The 20,069-nt window shown below is 47.3% G+C and carries 19 protein-coding genes; 13 read left to right on the top strand and 6 right to left on the bottom strand.

Translation table 11 applies throughout. The annotated features are described in order from the left end of the window. The first annotated feature begins 180 nt into the window (after positions 1-180). The 7 genes from QWZ05_RS11585 to QWZ05_RS11555 all read left to right on the top strand — a co-directional run bounded on the left by QWZ05_RS11585 (position 181) and on the right by QWZ05_RS11555 (position 8,403). Positions 181-1,032, top strand: a complete 852-nt coding sequence (locus QWZ05_RS11585; protein ID WP_290298492.1) for a type 2 periplasmic-binding domain-containing protein — start codon at positions 181-183, stop codon at positions 1,030-1,032. A 2-nt stretch (positions 1,033-1,034) separates the two neighbouring features. Then, positions 1,035-2,510 (top strand): methyl-accepting chemotaxis protein, encoded by a 1,476-nt coding sequence (locus tag QWZ05_RS11580; RefSeq protein WP_290298490.1) that lies wholly within the window; start codon positions 1,035-1,037, stop codon positions 2,508-2,510. A 115-nt stretch (positions 2,511-2,625) separates the two neighbouring features. Next, positions 2,626-3,204 (top strand): aminodeoxychorismate/anthranilate synthase component II, encoded by a 579-nt coding sequence (locus tag QWZ05_RS11575; protein ID WP_289962514.1) that lies wholly within the window; start codon positions 2,626-2,628, stop codon positions 3,202-3,204. A 527-nt stretch (positions 3,205-3,731) separates the two neighbouring features. Continuing rightward, a complete protein-coding gene (locus tag QWZ05_RS11570; protein ID WP_264874229.1) occupies positions 3,732-4,946 on the top strand; it encodes an aspartate aminotransferase family protein in 1,215 nt (404 codons plus the stop codon). Between the two features lie 78 nt (positions 4,947-5,024). Continuing rightward, the gene (astA, locus tag QWZ05_RS11565; protein ID WP_264874228.1) at positions 5,025-6,044 is read left to right on the top strand and encodes an arginine N-succinyltransferase; all 1,020 of its coding nucleotides are present in this window, start codon (positions 5,025-5,027) and stop codon (positions 6,042-6,044) included. A 14-nt stretch (positions 6,045-6,058) separates the two neighbouring features. After that, positions 6,059-7,516, top strand: a complete 1,458-nt coding sequence (astD, locus tag QWZ05_RS11560) for a succinylglutamate-semialdehyde dehydrogenase (RefSeq protein WP_290298484.1) — start codon at positions 6,059-6,061, stop codon at positions 7,514-7,516. Between the two features lie 83 nt (positions 7,517-7,599). Beyond that, on the top strand, positions 7,600-8,403 hold the full coding sequence (locus QWZ05_RS11555; protein WP_290298482.1) for a DUF1338 domain-containing protein: 804 nt from the start codon (positions 7,600-7,602) through the stop codon (positions 8,401-8,403). A gap of 116 nt (positions 8,404-8,519) precedes the next feature. On the opposite strand, the gene crp is transcribed toward QWZ05_RS11555, so the two are convergent. The 6 genes from crp to QWZ05_RS11525 form a co-directional block, all read right to left on the bottom strand. Continuing rightward, the gene (crp, locus tag QWZ05_RS11550) at positions 8,520-9,152 is read right to left on the bottom strand and encodes a cAMP-activated global transcriptional regulator CRP (protein ID WP_004410522.1); all 633 of its coding nucleotides are present in this window, start codon (positions 9,150-9,152) and stop codon (positions 8,520-8,522) included. A gap of 236 nt (positions 9,153-9,388) precedes the next feature. Then, on the bottom strand, positions 9,389-10,258 hold the full coding sequence (locus QWZ05_RS11545; RefSeq protein ID WP_264874192.1) for a phosphoribulokinase: 870 nt from the start codon (positions 10,256-10,258) through the stop codon (positions 9,389-9,391). 79 nt (positions 10,259-10,337) lie between these two features. Continuing rightward, positions 10,338-10,559 (bottom strand): YheU family protein, encoded by a 222-nt coding sequence (locus QWZ05_RS11540; RefSeq protein ID WP_264874191.1) that lies wholly within the window; start codon positions 10,557-10,559, stop codon positions 10,338-10,340. A gap of 41 nt (positions 10,560-10,600) precedes the next feature. After that, complete coding sequence (locus QWZ05_RS11535; RefSeq protein WP_264874190.1) at positions 10,601-11,578, bottom strand: hydrolase; 978 nt, start codon at positions 11,576-11,578, stop codon at positions 10,601-10,603. A gap of 29 nt (positions 11,579-11,607) precedes the next feature. Next, on the bottom strand, positions 11,608-12,084 hold the full coding sequence (locus tag QWZ05_RS11530; RefSeq protein WP_290298481.1) for a TIGR02444 family protein: 477 nt from the start codon (positions 12,082-12,084) through the stop codon (positions 11,608-11,610). Further along, the gene (locus tag QWZ05_RS11525) at positions 12,081-14,003 is read right to left on the bottom strand and encodes an ABC transporter ATP-binding protein (RefSeq protein WP_264874186.1); all 1,923 of its coding nucleotides are present in this window, start codon (positions 14,001-14,003) and stop codon (positions 12,081-12,083) included. Before QWZ05_RS11525 ends, QWZ05_RS11530 begins: the two co-directional genes overlap by 4 nt. A 122-nt stretch (positions 14,004-14,125) precedes the next feature. On the opposite strand from QWZ05_RS11525, the gene kefG reads away from it, so the two are divergent. From kefG to QWZ05_RS11495, 6 genes are all read left to right on the top strand, one after another. Then, the gene (gene kefG / locus QWZ05_RS11520) at positions 14,126-14,740 is read left to right on the top strand and encodes a glutathione-regulated potassium-efflux system ancillary protein KefG (RefSeq protein ID WP_264874185.1); all 615 of its coding nucleotides are present in this window, start codon (positions 14,126-14,128) and stop codon (positions 14,738-14,740) included. Further along, positions 14,730-16,535 (top strand): glutathione-regulated potassium-efflux system protein KefB, encoded by a 1,806-nt coding sequence (kefB, locus tag QWZ05_RS11515; protein WP_264874184.1) that lies wholly within the window; start codon positions 14,730-14,732, stop codon positions 16,533-16,535. The genes kefG and kefB overlap by 11 nt, the downstream gene beginning before the upstream one ends. Position 16,536: 1 nt before the next feature. Further along, complete coding sequence (locus QWZ05_RS11510) at positions 16,537-16,731, top strand: YheV family putative zinc ribbon protein (protein ID WP_264874182.1); 195 nt, start codon at positions 16,537-16,539, stop codon at positions 16,729-16,731. An 89-nt stretch (positions 16,732-16,820) separates the two neighbouring features. Further along, on the top strand, positions 16,821-17,390 hold the full coding sequence (gene slyD, locus QWZ05_RS11505; protein ID WP_264874180.1) for a peptidylprolyl isomerase: 570 nt from the start codon (positions 16,821-16,823) through the stop codon (positions 17,388-17,390). A 104-nt stretch (positions 17,391-17,494) separates the two neighbouring features. Then, the gene (locus QWZ05_RS11500; protein WP_290298478.1) at positions 17,495-18,433 is read left to right on the top strand and encodes an isoaspartyl peptidase/L-asparaginase family protein; all 939 of its coding nucleotides are present in this window, start codon (positions 17,495-17,497) and stop codon (positions 18,431-18,433) included. Positions 18,434-18,550: 117 nt separating this feature from the next. Further along, on the top strand, positions 18,551-19,867 hold the full coding sequence (locus tag QWZ05_RS11495) for an adenylosuccinate synthase (RefSeq protein ID WP_264874177.1): 1,317 nt from the start codon (positions 18,551-18,553) through the stop codon (positions 19,865-19,867). Positions 19,868-20,069 lie beyond the last annotated feature (202 nt).

The raw sequence follows: 20,069 nt of genomic DNA, 5'->3' as shown, positions 1-20,069 counted from the left end.
TACAGGCAGGCGGGTAAGAGAGTGAGCATAGGAGTTGTTCTTTACCTGTGGAGGTATTGGTAAAGGAATGTTTTTAATTGAATGCATTTGTCGAAACTATATTACATTTTTGTTTAAGTTTTGCTGTCCGGCGCCGATACGGTAAAAAGTTACATTTTATTGTTTATCGGGGGAAACAAGATGAACAAAATAATAGGTTTGTTGTTGCTGTCATTCGTGACATCCACACAAGCTGAGCCTTTGCTTGTTCCGGGTAAACCGGGTGAAGACAAGCTTATGCAGTTGATATTTAAAGAGATTGTTAATCGTAGCGATCGATTCGACAGCATAAGTCATTACTACGGTAATGCTGGTGATCCAAACACCGCCAAGATGATTGAAGATTTGGATAGTGGTCATCTGCACATTACGTATGTAGCAACATCGCTAGACAATGAAAGTACGATGAGTCCGATCTACTTTCCTATCTATCGTGGATTGCTTGGTATGCGTTTGGGCATTGTCCGTTCAGATAAAGCCAATACCTTTGCTGGCATAACACGTGTCGATCAACTTAAGTCCTTAACGGCTTGTCAGGGGCGTGCATGGCCCGATACCGATATTTTGGAATCGAATGGGATCAAGACTGCGCAGAGTCTGAAGTACCCGAATATGTTTCCAATGCTCGAAGGAGGGCGTTGTGACTACTTCCCGCGCGGTGTCTTTGAACCTTTTACTGAGATTGTGGCGCAAAAGCAGTACAACCTTACGGTAGATGAGTATGTGATGTTGCGTTACAAGATGCCGTTCTTCTTCTTTACTGCAAAGAACAACCCAGAGCTTGCGACTCATATTCAAGAGATTCTGTATGAGATGTTTGAAGATGGCACTTATGAACGCATGTTCTTTGATGATACAGAGGTGGCTCAAGCGCTTCGTCTAGCAAAGTTGCAAGACCGTACTATTTTCGATTTAGAAAACCCGAGCGTCTCACCGGCGACACGTAACATTCCGACTCAGTTTTGGTATGACCCATTGAAAGGGGCACAATAATAATGAAATCTATTACTGCAAAAATTTTAACCTTCTTAACCGTGCTTCTTGTATTGGTTGGGGTACTAGTATCCGCGGTTCTCTACTCTGTCAACAGCGGTAACCTGAAAGAAGAGTTCACAGCTGAAAAGCAGAACTTAACCAAACAGTTAAGCATTATCCTGCAAGAGCCGGTTTATGTTTATGACCGAGCGGTGATCCAATCAATCATTGATTCTTTCAACGGTAATCAAATGATCGCCTCGGTTGAGGTGGTTGATCACCGTAATCGTGAGCTTGCGCGCACAGCGACCAATCAAGTTGCGGTTGAGAGCTTATCCATTCCACTCGCTTGGGAAGGCAACCCCATTGGTGAGGTAAACGTGGGCATATCTGATGCGATGATTGCTCAGACGTTGGAGCGCTCAATGTGGCAAACAATTATCACCATGGTGGTGACTATCTCACTGGTTGGTGCCGCATCTGTTGTTGTGTTGCAGCGTTTAGTCTTGCAACCACTACAGCGTGTAAATAACGTGTTGGGTGACATCGCCTCGGGTGGTGGTGACTTAACCTCACGCATTCCTGTTGATCGCGAAGATGAAATTGGTCAGCTATCGACGCGTTTTAATGCCTTTATTGAGACAATTCAAACCATCATCAAAGATATGAGTGTGGCTTCAAACTCTCTCGATTCAGCGTCTTCAGAAGTAACGGCAATGATGGAGCGTAGTCGCACTGCCAACCGTCAACAAATGGAACTGACGGGCAGCTCGGCCACCAATATTTCTCACCTTGATCTTGCAACGCAAGAGATCGCAAAAAGCACTGAGTCTACGGTCTCTAAAGCAAATGAGGCGTGTGACGTTGCAGAGCAAAGTCGCCGCGCGATCGATGACAATATCGATAACATTGGCCTATTGGTGAATAACCTAGAGAAAACGGCAGAAGAAGTCTCAGCACTGAAGCAAACCAGTGACAATATCGGCAGTGTTCTAGATGTGATCAAAGGCATCGCAGAGCAAACTAACTTGTTGGCACTCAACGCGGCTATCGAAGCGGCACGAGCGGGCGAAAGTGGTCGCGGCTTTGCGGTTGTTGCTGATGAAGTGCGTGCGCTGGCAAGCAAGACACACGACTCAACCACTGAAATTGAGTCAATAATTGAAGAGTTACAGCAGCGTGCTGATTCGTCGTTCAATGTAACGCAATCAAGCAAAGGCATGGTGGATCAAACAATGGCTCAAGCTCAGCAAACCGGTGTTGCGCTAGAGCAGATTGCGGCAGAAATGACAGGTATTAACGATATGGTCATTATGATCTCAAGCGCTTGTGAAGAGCAATCCAACGTGACGCAGTTGGTGAGTAATGATATGTCAGCCCTAAAACAAGGCTCAGAGCAGCTTGAGCAAGACAGTGGTCACGCAGAAGAGGTTGTCGGCCAGCTTGTTTCAGTAGGTCGTCAGCTATCTAGTCAGATTGAAAGGTTCAAGTACTGATCGTTCTATTAATATTCAAGGCAGTCATGAAAATGACTGCCTTTTTTACTTGCCTTTCGTGTGAGAGATAGGAAAATACCGCCCTGAAATCACTCGCAAAGTAGTTCAGCACACCATGTTACTCATCATTGATAATTACGACTCTTTTACTTTCAATCTCTACCAGTACTTTTGTGAACTGGGAGCAGAGGTGAAGGTGGTTAGAAATGATGAAATCTCTCTTGAGGGTATAGAAGCGCTGGCTCCTTCGCATCTGGTTATCTCTCCGGGGCCATGTACACCCAATGAAGCGGGGATTTCTCTCGAGGCGATTAAGCACTTTAGTGGCAAGCTGCCCATTCTTGGTGTCTGTCTTGGGCATCAGGCGATTGCGCAGGCATTTGGGGGAGAAGTGGTGCGAGCGAGACAAGTTATGCATGGTAAAACCTCACCTATTTCCCACATTGGTAAAAGTGTCTTTTCTGGCCTCAACAACCCTTTAACGGTGACGCGTTATCACTCCTTAGTGGTGCGCACAGAGTCATTGCCAAGCTGCTTTGAGGTGACTGCTTGGACACAAACTGAGGAAGGGGAGTTTGATGAGATTATGGGTTATCAGCACCATACGTTGCCAATTCACGCAGTGCAGTTCCATCCAGAGTCGATCAAAACGGAGCAAGGGCATGAGCTGCTTGCTAACTTTTTGCGCCTCTAAAAGTGACCGCGATCACTATTATTGACAAATCCCTCCTTGAACGAGCACCTTCAGCGCCTGCAAATCTATGCGCAACGCGGGTTTAGTGTGTTTCTCTCTTTTTGAACACACGTGGTTTAGCATGCATTTTTAGTTGAATAAAAATGCGAGTTACTTAATAGCAATTTCAACCAGTCTCATTTTTCCTTTCTCTTAACTCATCATTTATTCACTAATTCTGTGTATGTATTAATCAATGACTGTGTTTGCATATTGCACCCAAACGAATAATAATGTAACCGTATATGAATACTTATGCTTTACAACTGAATTTATAGTTTAAGGTTGAATCTAAAACAGAATTATCCTCTATTGAAAAGGTTAATTGAATGTAAATACAATGCTGCGTATGTCGAAATGCAAAACATAATTCCCCAGGGTTAGATTGAACTAACACACTTTATTGCGACTATGCTTAAAGTGAGGTTTCAAACAGGGTGGTTTGCCACGCAAGCGAATGCGCATGCGGTTTCTAAAAGGAATGTGCAATGACAGTGGAAAAAAGCGTACAACGCAAAGATTTTGATCAAGTAATGGTGCCTTGCTATAACCCGATGGAGATGATTCCAGTTAAAGGGGAAGGGGCACGAGTATGGGACCAGCAAGGTAACGAATATATCGATTTTGCTGGTGGTATCGCTGTGAGCTGCTTGGGGCATTGTCACCCGGTTATGGTTAAGGCGCTGCAAGAGCAAGGCAACAAGCTGTGGCATTTAAGTAACGTGATGACCAATGAGCCAGCATTGCGTTTAGCGCAAAAACTCACCGAAGTGAGCTTTGCTGAAAAAGTCTTTTTTGCCAACTCTGGCGCAGAGGCCAACGAAGCTGCCCTGAAACTAGCTCGCCGCTATGCCGCCGATGTCTATGGTGAAGATAAGTCAGAGATCATCGCTTTCAAACAGGGCTTTCATGGCCGAACTTTCTTTACTGTCACCGTTGGTGGTCAAGCCTCTTATTCTGATGGCTTTGGTCCGAAGCCAGGCAATGTGACTCACCTGCCTTACAACGATATTGATGCGTTGCAAGCCCATATGTCAGAGCGAACATGTGCCATTATGATGGAGCCTCTACAAGGTGAGGGGGGCATAATTCCTCCAACGCCAGAGTTTGCTCAAGCTGTGCGTGAGTTGTGTGATAAACACAATGCACTGCTTATTTTCGATGAAGTACAAACCGGCAATGGCCGTACCGGTGACTTTTACGCGTATCAAGGTTTGGGTATTACTCCTGATATCTTGAGCACGGCTAAGTCTCTTGGTGGCGGCTTCCCAATTGGTGCGATGCTAACCACCGACAAGCTTGCTGAGCACATGAAAGTCGGCACTCATGGTTCAACTTATGGCGGCAACCCTCTTGCTTGTGCAGTGGCAGAAGCGGTTGTGGATGTTGTGAGTGATCCGCAAGTCCTTGCTGGAGTTAAAGAGCGTGAAACTTGGTTCCGTGATGGGTTGAATGCCTTGAACGAAAAGTACCAGCTGTTTTCTGAAATACGGGGTAAAGGCCTACTACTCGGTGCGGCACTGAATGAAGAGTGGCAAGGTCGCGCACGCGATGTGCTAGTCGCAGCAGGTCAGCAAGGCCTAATGGTATTAGTGGCTGGCGCGAATGTGGTGCGTTTCACGCCATCGCTGGTCATTACAAAAGAAGAAGTTGATGCAGGATTAGCACGACTTGATAAAGCTTTGGAGAGTCTTGTCTCCTAAAAATCTATCGCTTGCTCTGAGCGCGGAGAGTTCTCACCGCGCTCCTTAAGCGTTCAACAGCATCAGGAGGGAGTATCGATGCTTGTAGTTCGTCCAATTAGTCTATCTGATTACGAAGCCTTACATACCTGTGCCGTCGAGTCTGGCCATGGCTTCACATCTCTACCCGTCAATGAAGAGTTACTGACTAATCGCATTACCCATTCAGAATACAGCTTTGGCAAGCCAGAGGTGAGCGAACCGGGTGATGAAGGTTATTTGATGGTGGGTTTCGATAGTGAAACTGGTGAGGTTGCCGGTTGTACTGGCATTGAAGCGTCAATTGGCTGGGATGTACCGTTCTATTCTTACCACATCAGTACCGTTGTCCACTCATCGCCTAAGCTAGGGGTGAATAATGTGGTTAAGCTGCTGACCTTTGGCAATAACTACACGGGGTGCTCTGAAATCTGCACCTTGTTCTTACGTCCGAGCTTTCGCCAAGGCTTGAATGGGCGTCTGATGTCTAAGTGCCGTTTCTTGATGATGGCAGAACACCCTGAGCGATTTTCGAAGACGATTTTTGCTGAGATGCGTGGCGTCTCAGACGATGATGGCAACTCGCCGTTCTGGAAGTGGCTACAAGAGCACTTCTTCTCGATTGAATTTACCTTAGCGGATTATCTCACAGGCATTGGTAAGAAGGGGTTTATCGCGGATTTAATGCCTAAGCTGCCTATCTATATCAACTTGTTAAGTAAAGAGGCGCAAGCGGTGATTGGCAAGGTGCATGAGAACACCAAGCCTGCGTTGCGCTTGTTAGAAAAAGAAGGCTTCACCTGCCGAAACTATGTCGACATCTTTGATGCCGGCCCAACGGTGGAGTGTGATTTACAGCATATCGAAACGGTGCGTCATTCGTTCCGCGCGAAGGTACACGTCGCTGAACATTCCAGCGCGAAAGACTTTTTGATCGCTAATACCTCTTTCGAGCACTTTAGAGCCACTGCAGCAAAAGCGGCTTATGACCAAGAAGAGGGCTCAGTCATTCTAGCCCCAGAGGTCGCTGCAGCACTGCAGGTACAAGAAGGCGATTACGTGCGCATGCACGCCCAGTAACAAGGAGAAAAGATATGACGCATTGGATTGCAGGACAATGGATCGCGGGGCAAGGTGAGGCGATGCAGTCTGTTAGCCCATTTAATGATGAGGTGATATGGCAAGGTGATAGTGCCACGCCTGCTCAAGTAGAATCAGCAGTCAGCGCAGCAAGAGTAGCTTTTTCTAGCTGGAAGAAACTGACATTTACCCAGCGCGAAGCGCATGTGTTGGCCTTTGCCGATAAGCTCAAAGAGCGTGCAGAACAGCTAGCAGAAGTGATCGCTCAAGAGACTGGCAAGCCTTTGTGGGAAACACGCACAGAAGCCGCTGCCATGGCGGGTAAGGTAGCGATATCGATTCGCGCCTATCACCAACGTACCGGTGAGCATCAGCGTGAAGCCAACGGTAATCAGATTGTACTGCGTCATCGCCCGTTGGGTGTCATGGCGGTATTTGGCCCATACAACTTCCCTGGGCATTTACCTAATGGTCATATCGTACCTTCTCTTTTAGCAGGTAATACGGTGGTGTTTAAACCATCGGATCTAACGCCACTGACAGGCGAGTTTGTGATGCGACTGTGGCAGGAGTCTGGTCTACCTGAGGGAGTGATTAACCTAGTTCAGGGTGGCAAAGAGACGGGGATCGCGCTTGCTCAAGCAAAAGGGATTGATGGTCTCTTGTTTACCGGTAGTGCAAATACCGGTCATATACTGCATCGTCAATTTGCGGGCCAGCCCGACAAAATGCTCGCCCTTGAAATGGGTGGTAACAACCCAATGGTGATTTCCGAGCAGTTTGGCGATCTTGATGCAACCGTCTACACCATTTTGCAATCCGCTTTTATTAGTGCTGGTCAACGTTGCACCTGTGCACGTCGCTTATATGTCCCTCAAGGAGAGGCAGGTGATGCACTGCTTGAGAAGCTGGTTAGTGCAACTCAAACGATTGTCATAGATGAGCCTTTTGCCGAGCCCGCGCCGTTTATGGGGCCGCAGATATCAAAGCAAGCCGCCGACCATATTCTCGCAGCTCAAGCAAACTTATTGTCATTGGGTGGCAAGGCGCTGCTGGAAGGTCAGTCGCAAGGGTTTGCGTTTGTCTCTCCTGCGATTATTGATGTCACTAACATCAGTGCCTTACCAGACGAAGAGTACTTTGGCCCACTATTGCAGGTGATTCGTTATCAAGGATTGGAACAAGCCGTGGCGTTAGCGAATGACACTCGTTATGGCTTATCGGCCGGCTTAATCTCAACCGATGATGACGAGTGGGCATACTTTGTCGATAACATTCGAGCGGGCATTGTCAATCGCAACCGCCAATTGACAGGAGCAAGCGGAGACGCACCTTTTGGTGGCCCGGGAGCTTCTGGCAACTTACGTCCAAGCGCCTTCTATGCTGCAGATTATTGTGCCTATCCGATGGCATCGATGGAAGGCAGTGAGCCTTTACTGCCAGCGACATTAAGCCCTGGGTTAAAACTATAATCATTTTTCTCGTCACAAGCTGAGGGTAGCTCGAGAGCTACCCACCTTTTCCCTCTTTTTCAAAGACAAAGCAAGGAGAGAGTATGACCCCAACTTTCACCGTCGACACACTGTTTGCGCGAATGTGGCAAGACTATATTCATCGCTTGTGCCCCTCTGCTGAGCAAGTACATCAGATACTAGAGGAGGACAAGCCACTGATTAATGACCATATTGCTTTGAGGACCTTTAATATAGAGCCACTGGGTATTGAGACCTTAGCCAAGCCATTTCTGGCTTTAGGTTATCAAGAAGGAGGTGATTATGTTTTTGAGAGCAAAAAGCTGTTAGCGAAGCATTATGAACATCCCGATCCTAACCAGCCGAAGGTGTTTATCAGTGAGTTGAAAGTTGAAGAGTGTTCAATACAGCTTCAATCGATCGTCGCACGCCTTGTTGCCCAACTGGATGCCAATAAGCTATTAACGCCGGAGTTTCTCTTTGCGGGTCGCTTGTGGGACATCTCATATCAAGAGTATCAACAATTGGCGCAAGAGAGTGAGTATGCCTCTTGGCTCGCGGCGCACGGCTATGGTGCCAATCACTTTACGGTCAGCGTGAATCAACTCAATGCGTTTGCAGAGGTCGTTGACGTAAATGCTCGGCTGAGGCAGACGGGTTTTGTTATCAATGAATCGGGTGGGGAAGTGAAAGGCACTCCCGAGGTGTTACTAGAGCAATCATCGACTATGGCCGACAAAGTACTCGTCCAATTCAGTGATGGAGAGCAGCACATTCCGGGCGGTTTTTATGAGTTTGCCAAGCGCTATCCGACCCGCGATGGTTCACTGTATCGCGGATTTGTCGCAGCGTCGGCGGACAAAATCTTTGAGAGTACTAACCAGTAGTCTCTAATACCTTAAATAGGCAAGACATAAAAAAACACCAAACGGAGGTTTGGTGTTTTTTTCAATTTAATCAGCTTACTGAAAATTCACACGGACTCGTTGAGAGCCATTGAGAATTAACGAGTGCCGTAAACCACGATAGTTTTACCGTGTGCAGAAATTAGGTTCTGCTCTTCAAGCATCTTCAAGATACGGCCAACGGTTTCACGTGAACAACCAACAATCTGACCGATCTCTTGACGAGTGATCTTGATTTGCATGCCGTCTGGGTGTGTCATTGCGTCTGGCTGTTTCGCTAGGTTTAGTAGCGTCTGAGCGATGCGACCTGTTACGTCAAGGAATGCTAAGTCACCCACTTTTTGGCTAGTCACTTGTAGGCGGCTTGCCATCTGCGCTGAAAGGCGCATTAGGATATCTGGGTTAACTTGGATAAGTTGACGGAACTTCTTGAATGAAATCTCAGCAACTTCACATGGCGATTTTGCACGTACCCAAGCAGTACGCTCTTGGTCTTCTTCAAAAAGACCTAGCTCACCAATGAAATCACCTTGGTTTAGGTAAGAAAGGATCATTTCCTTACCTTCTTCGTCTTTAATAAGAACCGCAACAGAACCTTTTACGATGTAGTACAAGGTTTCCGCTTTTTCACCAGCGTGAATCAGCGTGCTTTTTGATGGGTACTTATGAATATGACAGTGTGAAAGAAACCACTCTAACGTTGGATCGGTTTGAGGTTTACCTAGAACCATAAATATATCTTCCTCTGCAGGGTTCGCTTGCTGCTTTCCTTATTGCGCTAAGCTTAACTAGGCTTAGTAGCATAAGTGCTGAAGACACTTGCTGCAAGCTATCTCGTAATTCAGACAAGATAGTAACGCGTTTCTTGTGCGATTTCTTGATTTTAACGGGGTAAGATGACCGATAATTACTCAGATTCTGTGCACCTGATCACGTACTGACAAGGTTGTCTGGTTATTGGTCGCAATTAACCTATTTTCCCAGTTTCTATAAGCTGCTGTAAGATGGGTCTGACAATCAATTCCATCGCAAAACTCATCTTACCCCCGGGCACAACAAGTGTGTTGTGGCGCGACATAAATGAGCCGTCAATCATCGCTAGCAGATAAGGGAAGTCGACATTTTTGATCCCGCGCAGACGAATCACCACAAAACTCTCGTCCAGACTTGGGATGCCTTTCGCATTTAGCGGGTTGGAAGTGTCGACGGTAGGGACACGCTGAAAGTTGATATGGGTGCGTGAAAACTGCGGAGTGATGTAGTTTAGGTAGTCATCCATTGAGCGGACGATAGAATCCATCACTGCTTCGCGTGAGTGTCCACGGTCACGAGTGTCGCGGACAAACTTTTGAATCCACTCTAAGTTAACGATAGGCACCATGCCAATCAGAAAATCGACGTGTTTAGAGACGTTGACTTCACCATCGACTACGCCGCCATGCAGGCCCTCATAGAACAGTACATCGGTATCTTCGGGCAGTTGTTGCCATGGAGTGAAGGTTCCAGGCATTTGGTTGTAAGGCACCGCTTCATCAAAGGTATGTAGATAGCGACGCACTTCCCCTTGCCCCTCTTCGCCATAGCGAGCAAAAAACTGCTCTAGTGCAGAGAAGTCGTTGGCTTGTGGGCCGAAGTAGCTGATGTGTTTGCCTTGCTCGCGTGCTTTGCGAATCTCCACGTCCATCTCAGGACGGGTAAAGCGGTGGAAGCTATCTCCTTCCACCCAGGCGGATTTGACGTTCATCATATTGAACATCTTTCTAAAGGCTTCTGACGTTGTGGTGGTTCCTGCACCAGAGGAGCCGGTCACCGCGATAATCGGATGCTTGGCTGACATGACTTACCTGTCTATTTAATAGTTATGATTTTTGGAAGCTTAACCTTAGCGCACCAAAGTGACTTTGGCGAGGTTGTGGTTAGAATTTTCCGATGGACTTACGAACCTGAATATCAATGGTTTCATGTAGCTCAGAAAAGACGATAACGGCATCGCCTGCCTCTATTTGCTTGCGTACCTGTTCCACCTTTTGCGCCAGGGTGACTTCATACTCTCCGTAGTCGGTCCCCTCGCGAAGGATGAACTCTTTGATTAGGTTGTCGAGTGTCTCGGATTCAATTTCTTGCCATGGGATGATCATCAATACTTCTCCACTTCATGATCAATCTGTCTTAATGCGTATTATGCCGACTTTGAGAGACATTCGTAATAGGCAGGCAGCGCTTCTTCTAGCCAAAATGTGGGTTTTAGTAAACTGCCGCTGAGAAAGCCAACGTGACCTCCATGCTCAAACAGACGGTAATCGATATTATCTGGCAGGATAAATTTGGGGATCACGTCTTCAGTCATGAACGGGTCGTCTTTGGCATGAATGATCAATGTTGGTGTAGTGATGGCTTTGAGGTGATTGATCCCAGAGCACTGCTGGTAATAGTCTTCAGCATCCTTAAAACCGTGCAGGGGTGCTGTAATTAAATCATCAAACTCTTGTAAACGGGTGACGCGTTTAATGCTCTGATAAGTGATCTTAAGTTCACCCTTGATCAGATGGTGTTTACGAATGGCGTTGCGTTTAAGCGAGCCCAGTAGGTAGTTACGATAGAGTTTGGAAAACCCCTGCTCAATTCGGTTGGAACAAGCCGCAAGATCGAGTGGCGCTGAGATTATACTGGCCGCATCAATCAGCGACTCATCTTGGTATTTCGCTAAGTAGTTAGCGAGCATGTTGCCGCCAAGGGAGATGCCGACCGCCACCAATTTATTCTCAGGAAACTGAGCGCGTAAATGTTTAAGGAAAAAACGGGCGTCTTCCGTTTCTCCCGAGTGATAGGCTCGAGCTTGTAGGTTAGGTTTTCCACTACAGCCGCGAAAGTGCATCATCACAGATAGCCATCCGTCATCAGCGAAGGCTTTCATTAGGCCATTGGCGTAAGGGCTATAAAAACAGCCTTCTAGTCCGTGGAAAAGCACGAATAGCGGCTTTTTCTGCGCATCAGGGTGGTTAGGGTCTTGACTCCAAGCGAGATCAAGAAAGTCACCATCGGGTGTGTCGAGAGTTTGCCATTGAGGCTCAAACAGCGCTTTCTTACGAATCATGCGCGGAAATAGGGTTTGGGCGTGAGGGTTTTTTAGGCCCGTTGCAGCGATAAATTGTGGCATATACTACAGTCCTTGTATCTATCGGTTGCTTAGTTGAGCAACGCTTCCACTGGCTTAGCGAAAGCCGCCTGTAGGTGTTCTGCGCCAAGTTGTAGGCAGTACATCTGGGTTAGACTGTGTTCCTCTCTACTGGTGAGGGTGAGGTGATTAATACAGTCTACGAGGTCGGCTTGCTGTTGTTTTTCTAGTTGTAATTCAAACTGTAGGGCTTCTCTGTACAGTGTGTCACTTAGCGCTGTTTTGAGCTTTCTGCGTAGCTCTCGATAGTGATGCAATAGCGCTTCGGTGCGCCCGAGAGATTGTTCGACTCGATGCCAGTCCTGTTCTTGGATGGTGTAGTGATGCTCATCGAGCCATTTTAGGGCGATCAACAGATTCACATTACCGTGAAACTGGTTTTGCAATGCTAGGCAGGCATCTTTCACTTCTCTGCTCGAGTAGTACTCGAGGCTAAATTGCCACAGTTGCTCCATGGTGAGAAGTTGATGTGCCTGCTGATTGGTCATACTGCGTTGAATTCCTGTTCCATCTGCTCAAGCGTCTCTTGCTGCTCCATCCACTCCATTTCAACCTCTTCGAGTTGAGACTTTGCGTTGGCTTGATCAGCAAGTACTTGGTTAAGTTTAGCTTTGTTTTCTGCTTCATACAGGCTGTTATCTAATAATTGTTGTTCAGCTTGTGCGACAGCGGCGCCTAACTTATCCATTTTTTCTTCGAGTTTTGTCAGAGTTTTGCGAATAGGAGCGGTCTGTTTACGAAATTCTGCTTCGCGGCGCTTCTGCTCTTTCTTAGCTGCAGCACTTTGGCTACTGTCTTTGGCTGGCTGCGCAGATTGTGCCTCTTTCTTTTCGATTTTTTGTTGTTCAGTCAGCCATTTATAATAATCAGTCAGATCGCCATTGAATGGTGCCACTTGTTTGTCATGCACTAAGTACAGGTCATCTGTCGTGGCGCGTAATAGGTATCTATCGTGGCTGACGATGACCATCGCACCCTCAAATGTTTGTAGTGCTAGCGTAAGAGCTTGGCGCATATCCAAATCAAGGTGGTTGGTTGGCTCATCGAGAAGCAGTAGGTTTGGCTTTTGCCACACGATTAATGCCAGCACGAGACGAGCTTTTTCTCCGCCAGAGAACGGCGCCACTTTCTCGAGTGCTTTATCACCCTGGAAACCAAAACTGCCCAAGTAGTCGCGCAGTTGTTGCTCGGTGTGGTTTGGCGCTACCTGCATCATATGTTGTAAAGGTGTTTCTTCTGGGTGCAGCGTCTCTAGCTGATGCTGAGCGAAATAACCAATTTTGACACCTTGAGAATAGGTTAAGTCACCACCTTGTGGTGTTAGCTCGCCAGAAAGGAGCTTAATTAGGGTCGACTTACCGGCACCGTTGCGACCAAGTAGGCCAATACGGCTGCCCGGAACGAGATTAAGGCGAATTTTCTCTAGGATCAGGTTGTCGTCATAACCTGCTGCTACGTCATCCATCATCATGATTGGATTAGGAAGTGCAGCGGGTTCACGGAACTCAAAGCTGAATGGGTTATCAAATTGGGCAGGCAGCACCTTTTCGAGTTTCTCAAGCGCTTTAATGCGGCTTTGTGCCTGACGAGCCTTAGACGCTTTGTAACGGAAACGGTCGATGTAGCTTTGCATGTGCGCCATCTGCTTCTGCTGCTTTTGGAACATCGCTTGTTGCAGAACCAGCTTTTGAGCACGTTGATCTTCAAATGAGGAGTAGTTGCCGGTGTATTCGTTAAGCTTCTCATTCTCGATATGAATGATGCGGGTGACGATCGGATCGAGAAAGTCTCGGTCGTGCGAGATCAAGACCAATGTGCCAGGGTAAGACTGTAGCCAACGCTCAAGCCACATAACGGCATCTAAGTCTAAGTGGTTGGTCGGTTCATCGAGTAGTAGTAGATCTGAGCGACACAATAGCGCTTGCGCTAAGTTAAGGCGCATACGCCAACCACCGGAAAACTGTGTCAGGTTCCATTGCATTTGGTCTTGGCTGAAACCAAGGCCATCAAGTAACTCTGCCGCACGGGAGCGAATCGTATAACCGCCAATGGTCTCAATTTGCCCATGCAAATCCGCAACGAGCGTGCCATTGTCGACTTGCTCTGCTTCAGCAAGACGCTTTTCTAGTTGGCGATACTCTCTATCACCATCAATCACATATTCGATGGCGCTGCGATCCAGTGCTGGTGTTTCTTGGGCAACCCATGCGAGCTCCCAGTGTTTGGGTTGTTGGAAGCTACCGGCATCAATCGATAACTCATCTTTCATTAGTGCAAAAAGCGTTGATTTACCGCAGCCGTTTTTACCGACTAAGCCAATTTTATCCCCCGGGTGGATAGTGGCTGATGCTTGGTCTAGAAGTGGCTTTCCACCACGGAGAAGTTGGATATCAGTAAAGGTGATCATTGCGTCTTCGTTCTTAATGGCACTGAAAAACAAGCCCTGCCATGCTCGGCAGGAGAAAAGTCGATTCTATCTTAATTTCGGGTATGTTGAGAGCGATAAAGGAAAAAGAAGCAGGGCAAGGAATGACCCACCATAATAATGATGTCAGCCAATCATCTCATTCGCACACCACTCAATCCGACTCGCCGTTGCGTGTGTTGGTTATTTATGCACACCCAGAATCTGATCAATCTATTGCTAATCAAGCAGCGCTTGATGCGATAGGCGATCTTGAGCACGTCACGATTCATGACCTCTATGCAGTCTACCCCGACTTCTTTATTGATGTGAAAGCGGAACACCAGCTGGTCTCACAACATGATGTCATCGTATTTCAACACCCTCTTTATATGTACTCTTGCCCAGCCTTGATGAAAGAGTGGCTTGACCGAGTGCTTGGTAAAGGCTTTGCCTTTGGCGGAGATAGCGCACTCAAAGGGAAGGTGTGGCGCAATGTGATCACGACAGGTGGCAAAGAAGAGGCATTTGGAACAAGGGGCTACAACAAATACCCATTGGAGCAGATCTTACAGCCATTTGAATTAGTTGCCGCTCTGTGCTTGATGGTGTGGATTGAGCCGTTAGTGCTTTATTGGTCACACAATGTCTCAGACCAAGAGCGTCATGCCCATGGGCAAGCATATCGGCAGTGGCTGATTGATGTTGCTCAATTGGAGGGAGGTCAATATGGCGCTTGAGAGTGAGTTTTTAACCAGTAGTGTGGTCTTTCTGTCGGCTGCGGTGGTTATGGTGCCATTGGCCCAGCGTCTTGGTCTGGGCTCGGTGCTTGGCTATCTGCTGGCGGGGGTAATGATTGGCCCTTGGGGGCTTGGGTTGGTCAGTGATGTCGACGCGATTTTACACTTCTCCGAATTTGGTGTAGTTCTGCTGCTGTTTTTGATAGGCCTTGAGCTTAATCCCAAGAAGTTATGGCAGATGCGTGGTCCTATCGTTGGATTAGGCGGAGCGCAAGTTGGTGTGACGACAGCAGTCATCGCGTTGATTGGTTTAGCATCTGGACTGTCTTGGCAAACGAGCTTGGCCATTGGCATGGGGTTGGCACTGTCTTCAACCGCCATCGCGCTGCGCGTGATAGAAGAGCAAGAGCTGACAGCAAAAGAGGCGGGGCAGTCAGGCTTTGCGGTACTGTTATTCCAAGACATCGCAGTGATCCCGATGTTGGCTCTGTTGCCCCTCTTGGCGGGGAACACCTCCGGTGACTGGCGTGATGGCTTATGGATACTGGCGAGTGTGCTGGCACTTATTGTTGGTGGTCACTTTTTACTGCGCCCCCTGTTTCGTTATGTTGTTCTAAGTGGAGTCAAAGAGTTATTTACCGTTGCTGCACTTTTGGTGGTGGTAGGCATCGCGTTGACGATGCAAAAACTGGGGCTTTCGATGGCTCTCGGCACTTTCTTAGCTGGGGTTCTACTAGCAGAAAGTGAATATCGTCATGAGTTGGAGATAGCGATAGACCCATTCAAAGGTCTGCTACTTGGGTTGTTTTTTATCGCCGTCGGTATGGCGGTCAATCTCGGACTACTTTTCGAGATGCCATTACAAGTCTTGTTTGCCGTTGCTGTGTTGGTTTGTGCTAAGGCTCTGATTATTTATTGGTTGGCGCGTCTATCCGGTGTCAGCTCAAAGGCTCGCAGTAAAATGGCGGTGATCCTGAGCCAAGGCGGTGAGTTTGCGTTTGTTATTTTCACAGCAGCAAGCGTGCAAGGACTATTGAATGCCGACTTGATGGCATTTTTGCTGCTGGTGGTGAGTATCTCAATGGTAACAACCCCCTTGGCACTAATGGCTCAAAGCTATTGGTATGCGCGTCGATTGAATGCGAGTCATGAAGACGAGGAAGTCCAAGGCGTTGTTAACAAGCAGCCGCGTGTCATCATTGCAGGTTTTGGTCGCTTTGGCCAAGTCGTCGGACGATTGATGTATGCCAACAAAATTAAGATTACCGTACTAGAAAGTGATGCTAGCCAAATTCAACTGCTGCGCCGGTTTGGGTATAAGGTGTTTTATGGAGACGCCACTCAGCTTGATTTGCTACGCGCCGCTGGAGCTGAAACCGCTGAAGCCATGATTGTCTGTACGGACTCGCCTGACGAAATTTTACAGGTAGTGGAGCTGTGTAAACATCACTTCCCTAATCTAAAAATAATGGCACGCGCTCGCAGTCGAGTTGAGGCCTATCAATTGCTGAATGCGGGCGTGACAGGTTATTCACGAGAGACCTTTCATAGTGCGCTGGATTTAGGTCGACAAACCTTAATTGAACTGGGCATGCACCCATATCAGGCAAAGCGTGCCGAGGCTCACTTTAGAAAACTTGATAATGCAATGCTGAAAGAGCTTTTACCTCAGCACAATGATGAACAGCAACTTGCGCTAAGAGCCAAGGAAGCACGTAAGGAACTGGAAGAGATCTTTGGTCGTGAGATGGATGATGATAAGCACTCGCGCCACTATTGGAAAAGTGAAGAGTAGAATGAAAAAAAGATTTATTGCTGGCGCAGCCTGCCCAGAGTGCAAAACGACCGACACCTTGCGTTGGTGGATCGACAATAATATTGAGTGGGTAGAGTGTGTTGAGTGTCTGCATACCCAGCAACGTAAACCCAAATCACTTGAGCAAAGCACGCAACCTGAACAACAAATGATCGGTATTTTTAAGCCGGATTGATTGAGTTTCCAGTTTTGATCCCCATAATAGCGGGGAATCTTATTTTTGTGTCTGAGCCAATGGCTCAGTTTAACCGCCTTGGAGCAGTTATGAATATTGAAAAGAACGTTGTAGTTAGCCTAGCTTATCAAGTGAAAACAGAAGATGGTGTTGTTGTTGATCAATCAACAGTTGATGCTCCTCTTGATTACCTGCACGGTCACAACAACCTAATCACAGGTCTTGAGAAAGAGCTTGATGGCAAAGTCGCAGGCGATAAGTTCTCTGCAACCGTTGCACCAGAAGATGCTTACGGTGAGCACAACGATGGTCTAGTACAGCGCGTTCCTGCAAACGTATTCCAAGGTGTGGATCAAATTGAAGTGGGTATGCGTTTCCTTGCTGACACTGATCAAGGTCCAATTCCTGTAGAAGTAACAGAAGTAGATGGCGACGAAGTTGTGGTTGATGGTAACCATATGCTTGCAGGTCAGACGCTGACTTTTGACGTAGAAGTTGTAGCCACTCGTGCGGCAACAGAAGAAGAGATCGCTCACGGTCACATCCACAAAGAAGGTGGTTGCTGTGGTGGTCACGGCCATGATCACGAAGACGATCATGAGTGCTGTGGCGGCAAAGGCGATTGCGGTAATGGTGATGACTGCTGCGGCGGCCACTAATACTCACTGTGAAAGATTAATAACGCAAGCCAACCGGCTTGCGTTTTTTTTCGCCTTCAAGACATAATCGATAAACTAATTTATACAGCACGCAAGGAGCTTTCATGCCTTTCTCAATTGCAATCCATGGTGGTGCAGGGACGATTCTTCGTGAGCAGATGACGCCAGAGTTGCAACACGCAATTGAAGCTGATCTTGAAAAGTCTGTGCGTTGCGGCTTTGAGATACTTCGCTCTGGCGGTTTAGCTATCGATGCGGTGACTGCAGCCGTTAAAGTTCTAGAGGATAGCCCACACTTCAATGCGGGGCGTGGCTCTGTTTTAACCAATCAAGAGATGGTCGAGATGGACGCTTCCATCATGGATGGCCATGGTAAAAAAGCAGGTGCTGTTGCTGGCGTTAGGCATATCCGCCATCCCATTGAGCTGGCAAAGGCGGTGATGCAAGATAGCGAGCATGTCTTTCTTATTGGTGAAGGTGCAGAAAGCTTTGCGTTTGAGAGAGACTTTCCATATACCGAGCAAGATTACTTTTATACGGATCGTCGATATGAACAGTTGCTGAGTATGAAAGAGAAAGGGCTGTTTGCGCTTTCAGAGTCGAGCTACCCGGATGACAAGAAATACGGCACTGTTGGCGCTGTTGCGCTTGATAGCAATGGCAACTTAGCGGCTGCGACCAGCACAGGCGGCATTACCAATAAAAAATACGGTCGAGTCGGTGATTCAGCGGTAATTGGCGCGGGAACTTGGGCTGAAAATGGTGTTGTTGCGGTGTCGACCACAGGAATGGGTGAGCATTTCTTACAAGAGAATGTCGCTGCTGATGTCGCGGCGCGCGTGCACTATTTGCAAGAGACCATCGAGCGCGCAGCGGAGCATATTATCCAAGGCGAGTTAAAAGCTCGTGGTGGAGAAGGGGGGCTGATTGCAATGGATAAGTGTGGAAATGCACACTTTGCGATGAACAGTTCGGGTATGTATCGCGCCATGATCAATACGCAGGGTGAGTGCAAGATTAAGATCTATGCAGATCAAGATTAATGATCATACAAGATCAAAGGTTTATCGAAAGATTGCAGTTCTATGATTAAAAAATGACTGCATAGTCACCGATTCAATGCTAGAATCCTTTTTTAACTAGCAATCAGACTTGGAAAGATGGGAAATAACGTAGTCGTTCTAGGCACCCAATGGGGTGACGAAGGTAAAGGTAAAATCGTTGACCTTTTAACTGAAGATGCAAAATACGTGGTTCGCTACCAAGGCGGTCACAATGCAGGTCACACTCTTGTCATTGACGGTGAAAAAACCGTTCTTCACTTGATTCCATCAGGTATTCTTCGCGATAACGTTAAGTGCGTTATCGGTAATGGTGTAGTGCTTTCTCCAGAAGCTCTACTAAAAGAAATGAAACCTCTTGAAGAGCGCGGTATTCCAGTACGCGAGCGTCTTTTCATTTCTGAAGCATGTCCTCTAATTCTTCCTTACCACGTTGCGATGGACCAAGCTCGCGAAATCGCTCGCGGTAAAAAAGCTATTGGTACAACAGGTCGTGGTATCGGTCCAGCTTACGAAGATAAAGTTGCTCGTCGCGGTCTGCGCGTTGGCGATCTTTTCGACATGGAAGCTTTTGCAGAAAAACTAAAAGAAGTGATGGAATTCCACAACTTCCAACTAGTGAACTTCTACAAAGCTGAGCCAGTAAGCTACGAAGAAGTACTTGAGCAAGCTAAAGGCTTCGCTGAGCTACTGACTTCTATGGTTATCGACGTTACTGACGAACTAGACGCAGCACGTAAGCGCGGCGACAAGATCATGTTCGAAGGTGCGCAAGGTACGCTTCTAGATATCGACCACGGTACATACCCGTACGTAACTTCTTCTAACACGACAGCTGGTGGTGTTGCTGCAGGTTCTGGTTTTGGTCCTCGTCATATCGGTTACATCCTTGGTATCACTAAGGCATACTGTACTCGTGTTGGTTCAGGTCCATTCCCAACAGAGTTGTACGATGGTCTAGATAAGCAAGACCCTGTAGGTAAACACCTAGGTGATGTTGGCCACGAGTTTGGCGCAACAACAGGTCGTCTTCGCCGTACTGGTTGGTTCGATGCAGTGGCGATGCGCCGTGCAATTCAAATCAACTCTATCTCTGGTTTCTGTCTAACTAAACTAGACGTTCTAGATGGTCTAGAAGAGCTAAAAATCTGTACTGGTTACAAGATGAAAGATGGCTCTATCCTAGAAGTTTCTCCAATGGCTGCAGAGTCATTTGAAGAAGCAACACCAATCTACGAAACAATGCCAGGCTGGTCTGAGACGACGTTCGGTGCTAAGACTATCGACGCACTGCCACAAGCGGCTCTAGACTACGTTAAGCGTATTGAAGAACTGACAGGTGTTCCAGTTGATATTATCTCTACAGGTCCTGACCGTAACGAGACAATCATCAAAGTACACCCATTCAACTCTTAATCTTTAAGATGTTCGATTGAGTTCAAAGCCAGCATTCGTGCTGGCTTTGTTGTATCTGTGCATTTGCTAATCTGCACCCCATTCTCTATTCTATTTGATGGCAATTTCTTGCCGCTCATGGCAAATTTTGTCTAAAGCTTTGACGCACAACGCCGATAAACTAATCAAACCTTGCTCTATCATACACAGAGCAGTGATATAC

Source organism: Vibrio agarivorans (genome assembly GCF_030409635.1).
Classification (GTDB): Bacteria; Pseudomonadota; Gammaproteobacteria; order Enterobacterales; family Vibrionaceae; genus Vibrio; species Vibrio agarivorans.
This window is presented reverse-complemented; position numbering and strand designations above follow the sequence as displayed.

Bases quoted from the DNA above. Each gene is read 5' to 3' on its own strand.
- QWZ05_RS11585 (WP_290298492.1), top strand. From the start codon at position 181: ATGAACAAAATAATAGGTTTGTTGTTGCTGTCATTCGTGACATCCACA.
- QWZ05_RS11580 (WP_290298490.1), top strand. From the start codon at position 1,035: ATGAAATCTATTACTGCAAAAATTTTAACCTTCTTAACCGTGCTTCTT.
- QWZ05_RS11575 (WP_289962514.1), top strand. From the start codon at position 2,626: ATGTTACTCATCATTGATAATTACGACTCTTTTACTTTCAATCTCTAC.
- QWZ05_RS11570 (WP_264874229.1), top strand. From the start codon at position 3,732: ATGACAGTGGAAAAAAGCGTACAACGCAAAGATTTTGATCAAGTAATG.
- astA (WP_264874228.1), top strand. From the start codon at position 5,025: ATGCTTGTAGTTCGTCCAATTAGTCTATCTGATTACGAAGCCTTACAT.
- astD (WP_290298484.1), top strand. From the start codon at position 6,059: ATGACGCATTGGATTGCAGGACAATGGATCGCGGGGCAAGGTGAGGCG.
- QWZ05_RS11555 (WP_290298482.1), top strand. From the start codon at position 7,600: ATGACCCCAACTTTCACCGTCGACACACTGTTTGCGCGAATGTGGCAA.
- crp (WP_004410522.1), bottom strand. From the start codon at position 9,152: ATGGTTCTAGGTAAACCTCAAACCGATCCAACGTTAGAGTGGTTTCTT.
- QWZ05_RS11545 (WP_264874192.1), bottom strand. From the start codon at position 10,258: ATGTCAGCCAAGCATCCGATTATCGCGGTGACCGGCTCCTCTGGTGCA.
- QWZ05_RS11540 (WP_264874191.1), bottom strand. From the start codon at position 10,559: ATGATCATCCCATGGCAAGAAATTGAATCCGAGACACTCGACAACCTA.
- QWZ05_RS11535 (WP_264874190.1), bottom strand. From the start codon at position 11,578: ATGCCACAATTTATCGCTGCAACGGGCCTAAAAAACCCTCACGCCCAA.
- QWZ05_RS11530 (WP_290298481.1), bottom strand. From the start codon at position 12,084: ATGACCAATCAGCAGGCACATCAACTTCTCACCATGGAGCAACTGTGG.
- QWZ05_RS11525 (WP_264874186.1), bottom strand. From the start codon at position 14,003: ATGATCACCTTTACTGATATCCAACTTCTCCGTGGTGGAAAGCCACTT.
- kefG (WP_264874185.1), top strand. From the start codon at position 14,126: ATGACCCACCATAATAATGATGTCAGCCAATCATCTCATTCGCACACC.
- kefB (WP_264874184.1), top strand. From the start codon at position 14,730: ATGGCGCTTGAGAGTGAGTTTTTAACCAGTAGTGTGGTCTTTCTGTCG.
- QWZ05_RS11510 (WP_264874182.1), top strand. From the start codon at position 16,537: ATGAAAAAAAGATTTATTGCTGGCGCAGCCTGCCCAGAGTGCAAAACG.
- slyD (WP_264874180.1), top strand. From the start codon at position 16,821: ATGAATATTGAAAAGAACGTTGTAGTTAGCCTAGCTTATCAAGTGAAA.
- QWZ05_RS11500 (WP_290298478.1), top strand. From the start codon at position 17,495: ATGCCTTTCTCAATTGCAATCCATGGTGGTGCAGGGACGATTCTTCGT.
- QWZ05_RS11495 (WP_264874177.1), top strand. From the start codon at position 18,551: ATGGGAAATAACGTAGTCGTTCTAGGCACCCAATGGGGTGACGAAGGT.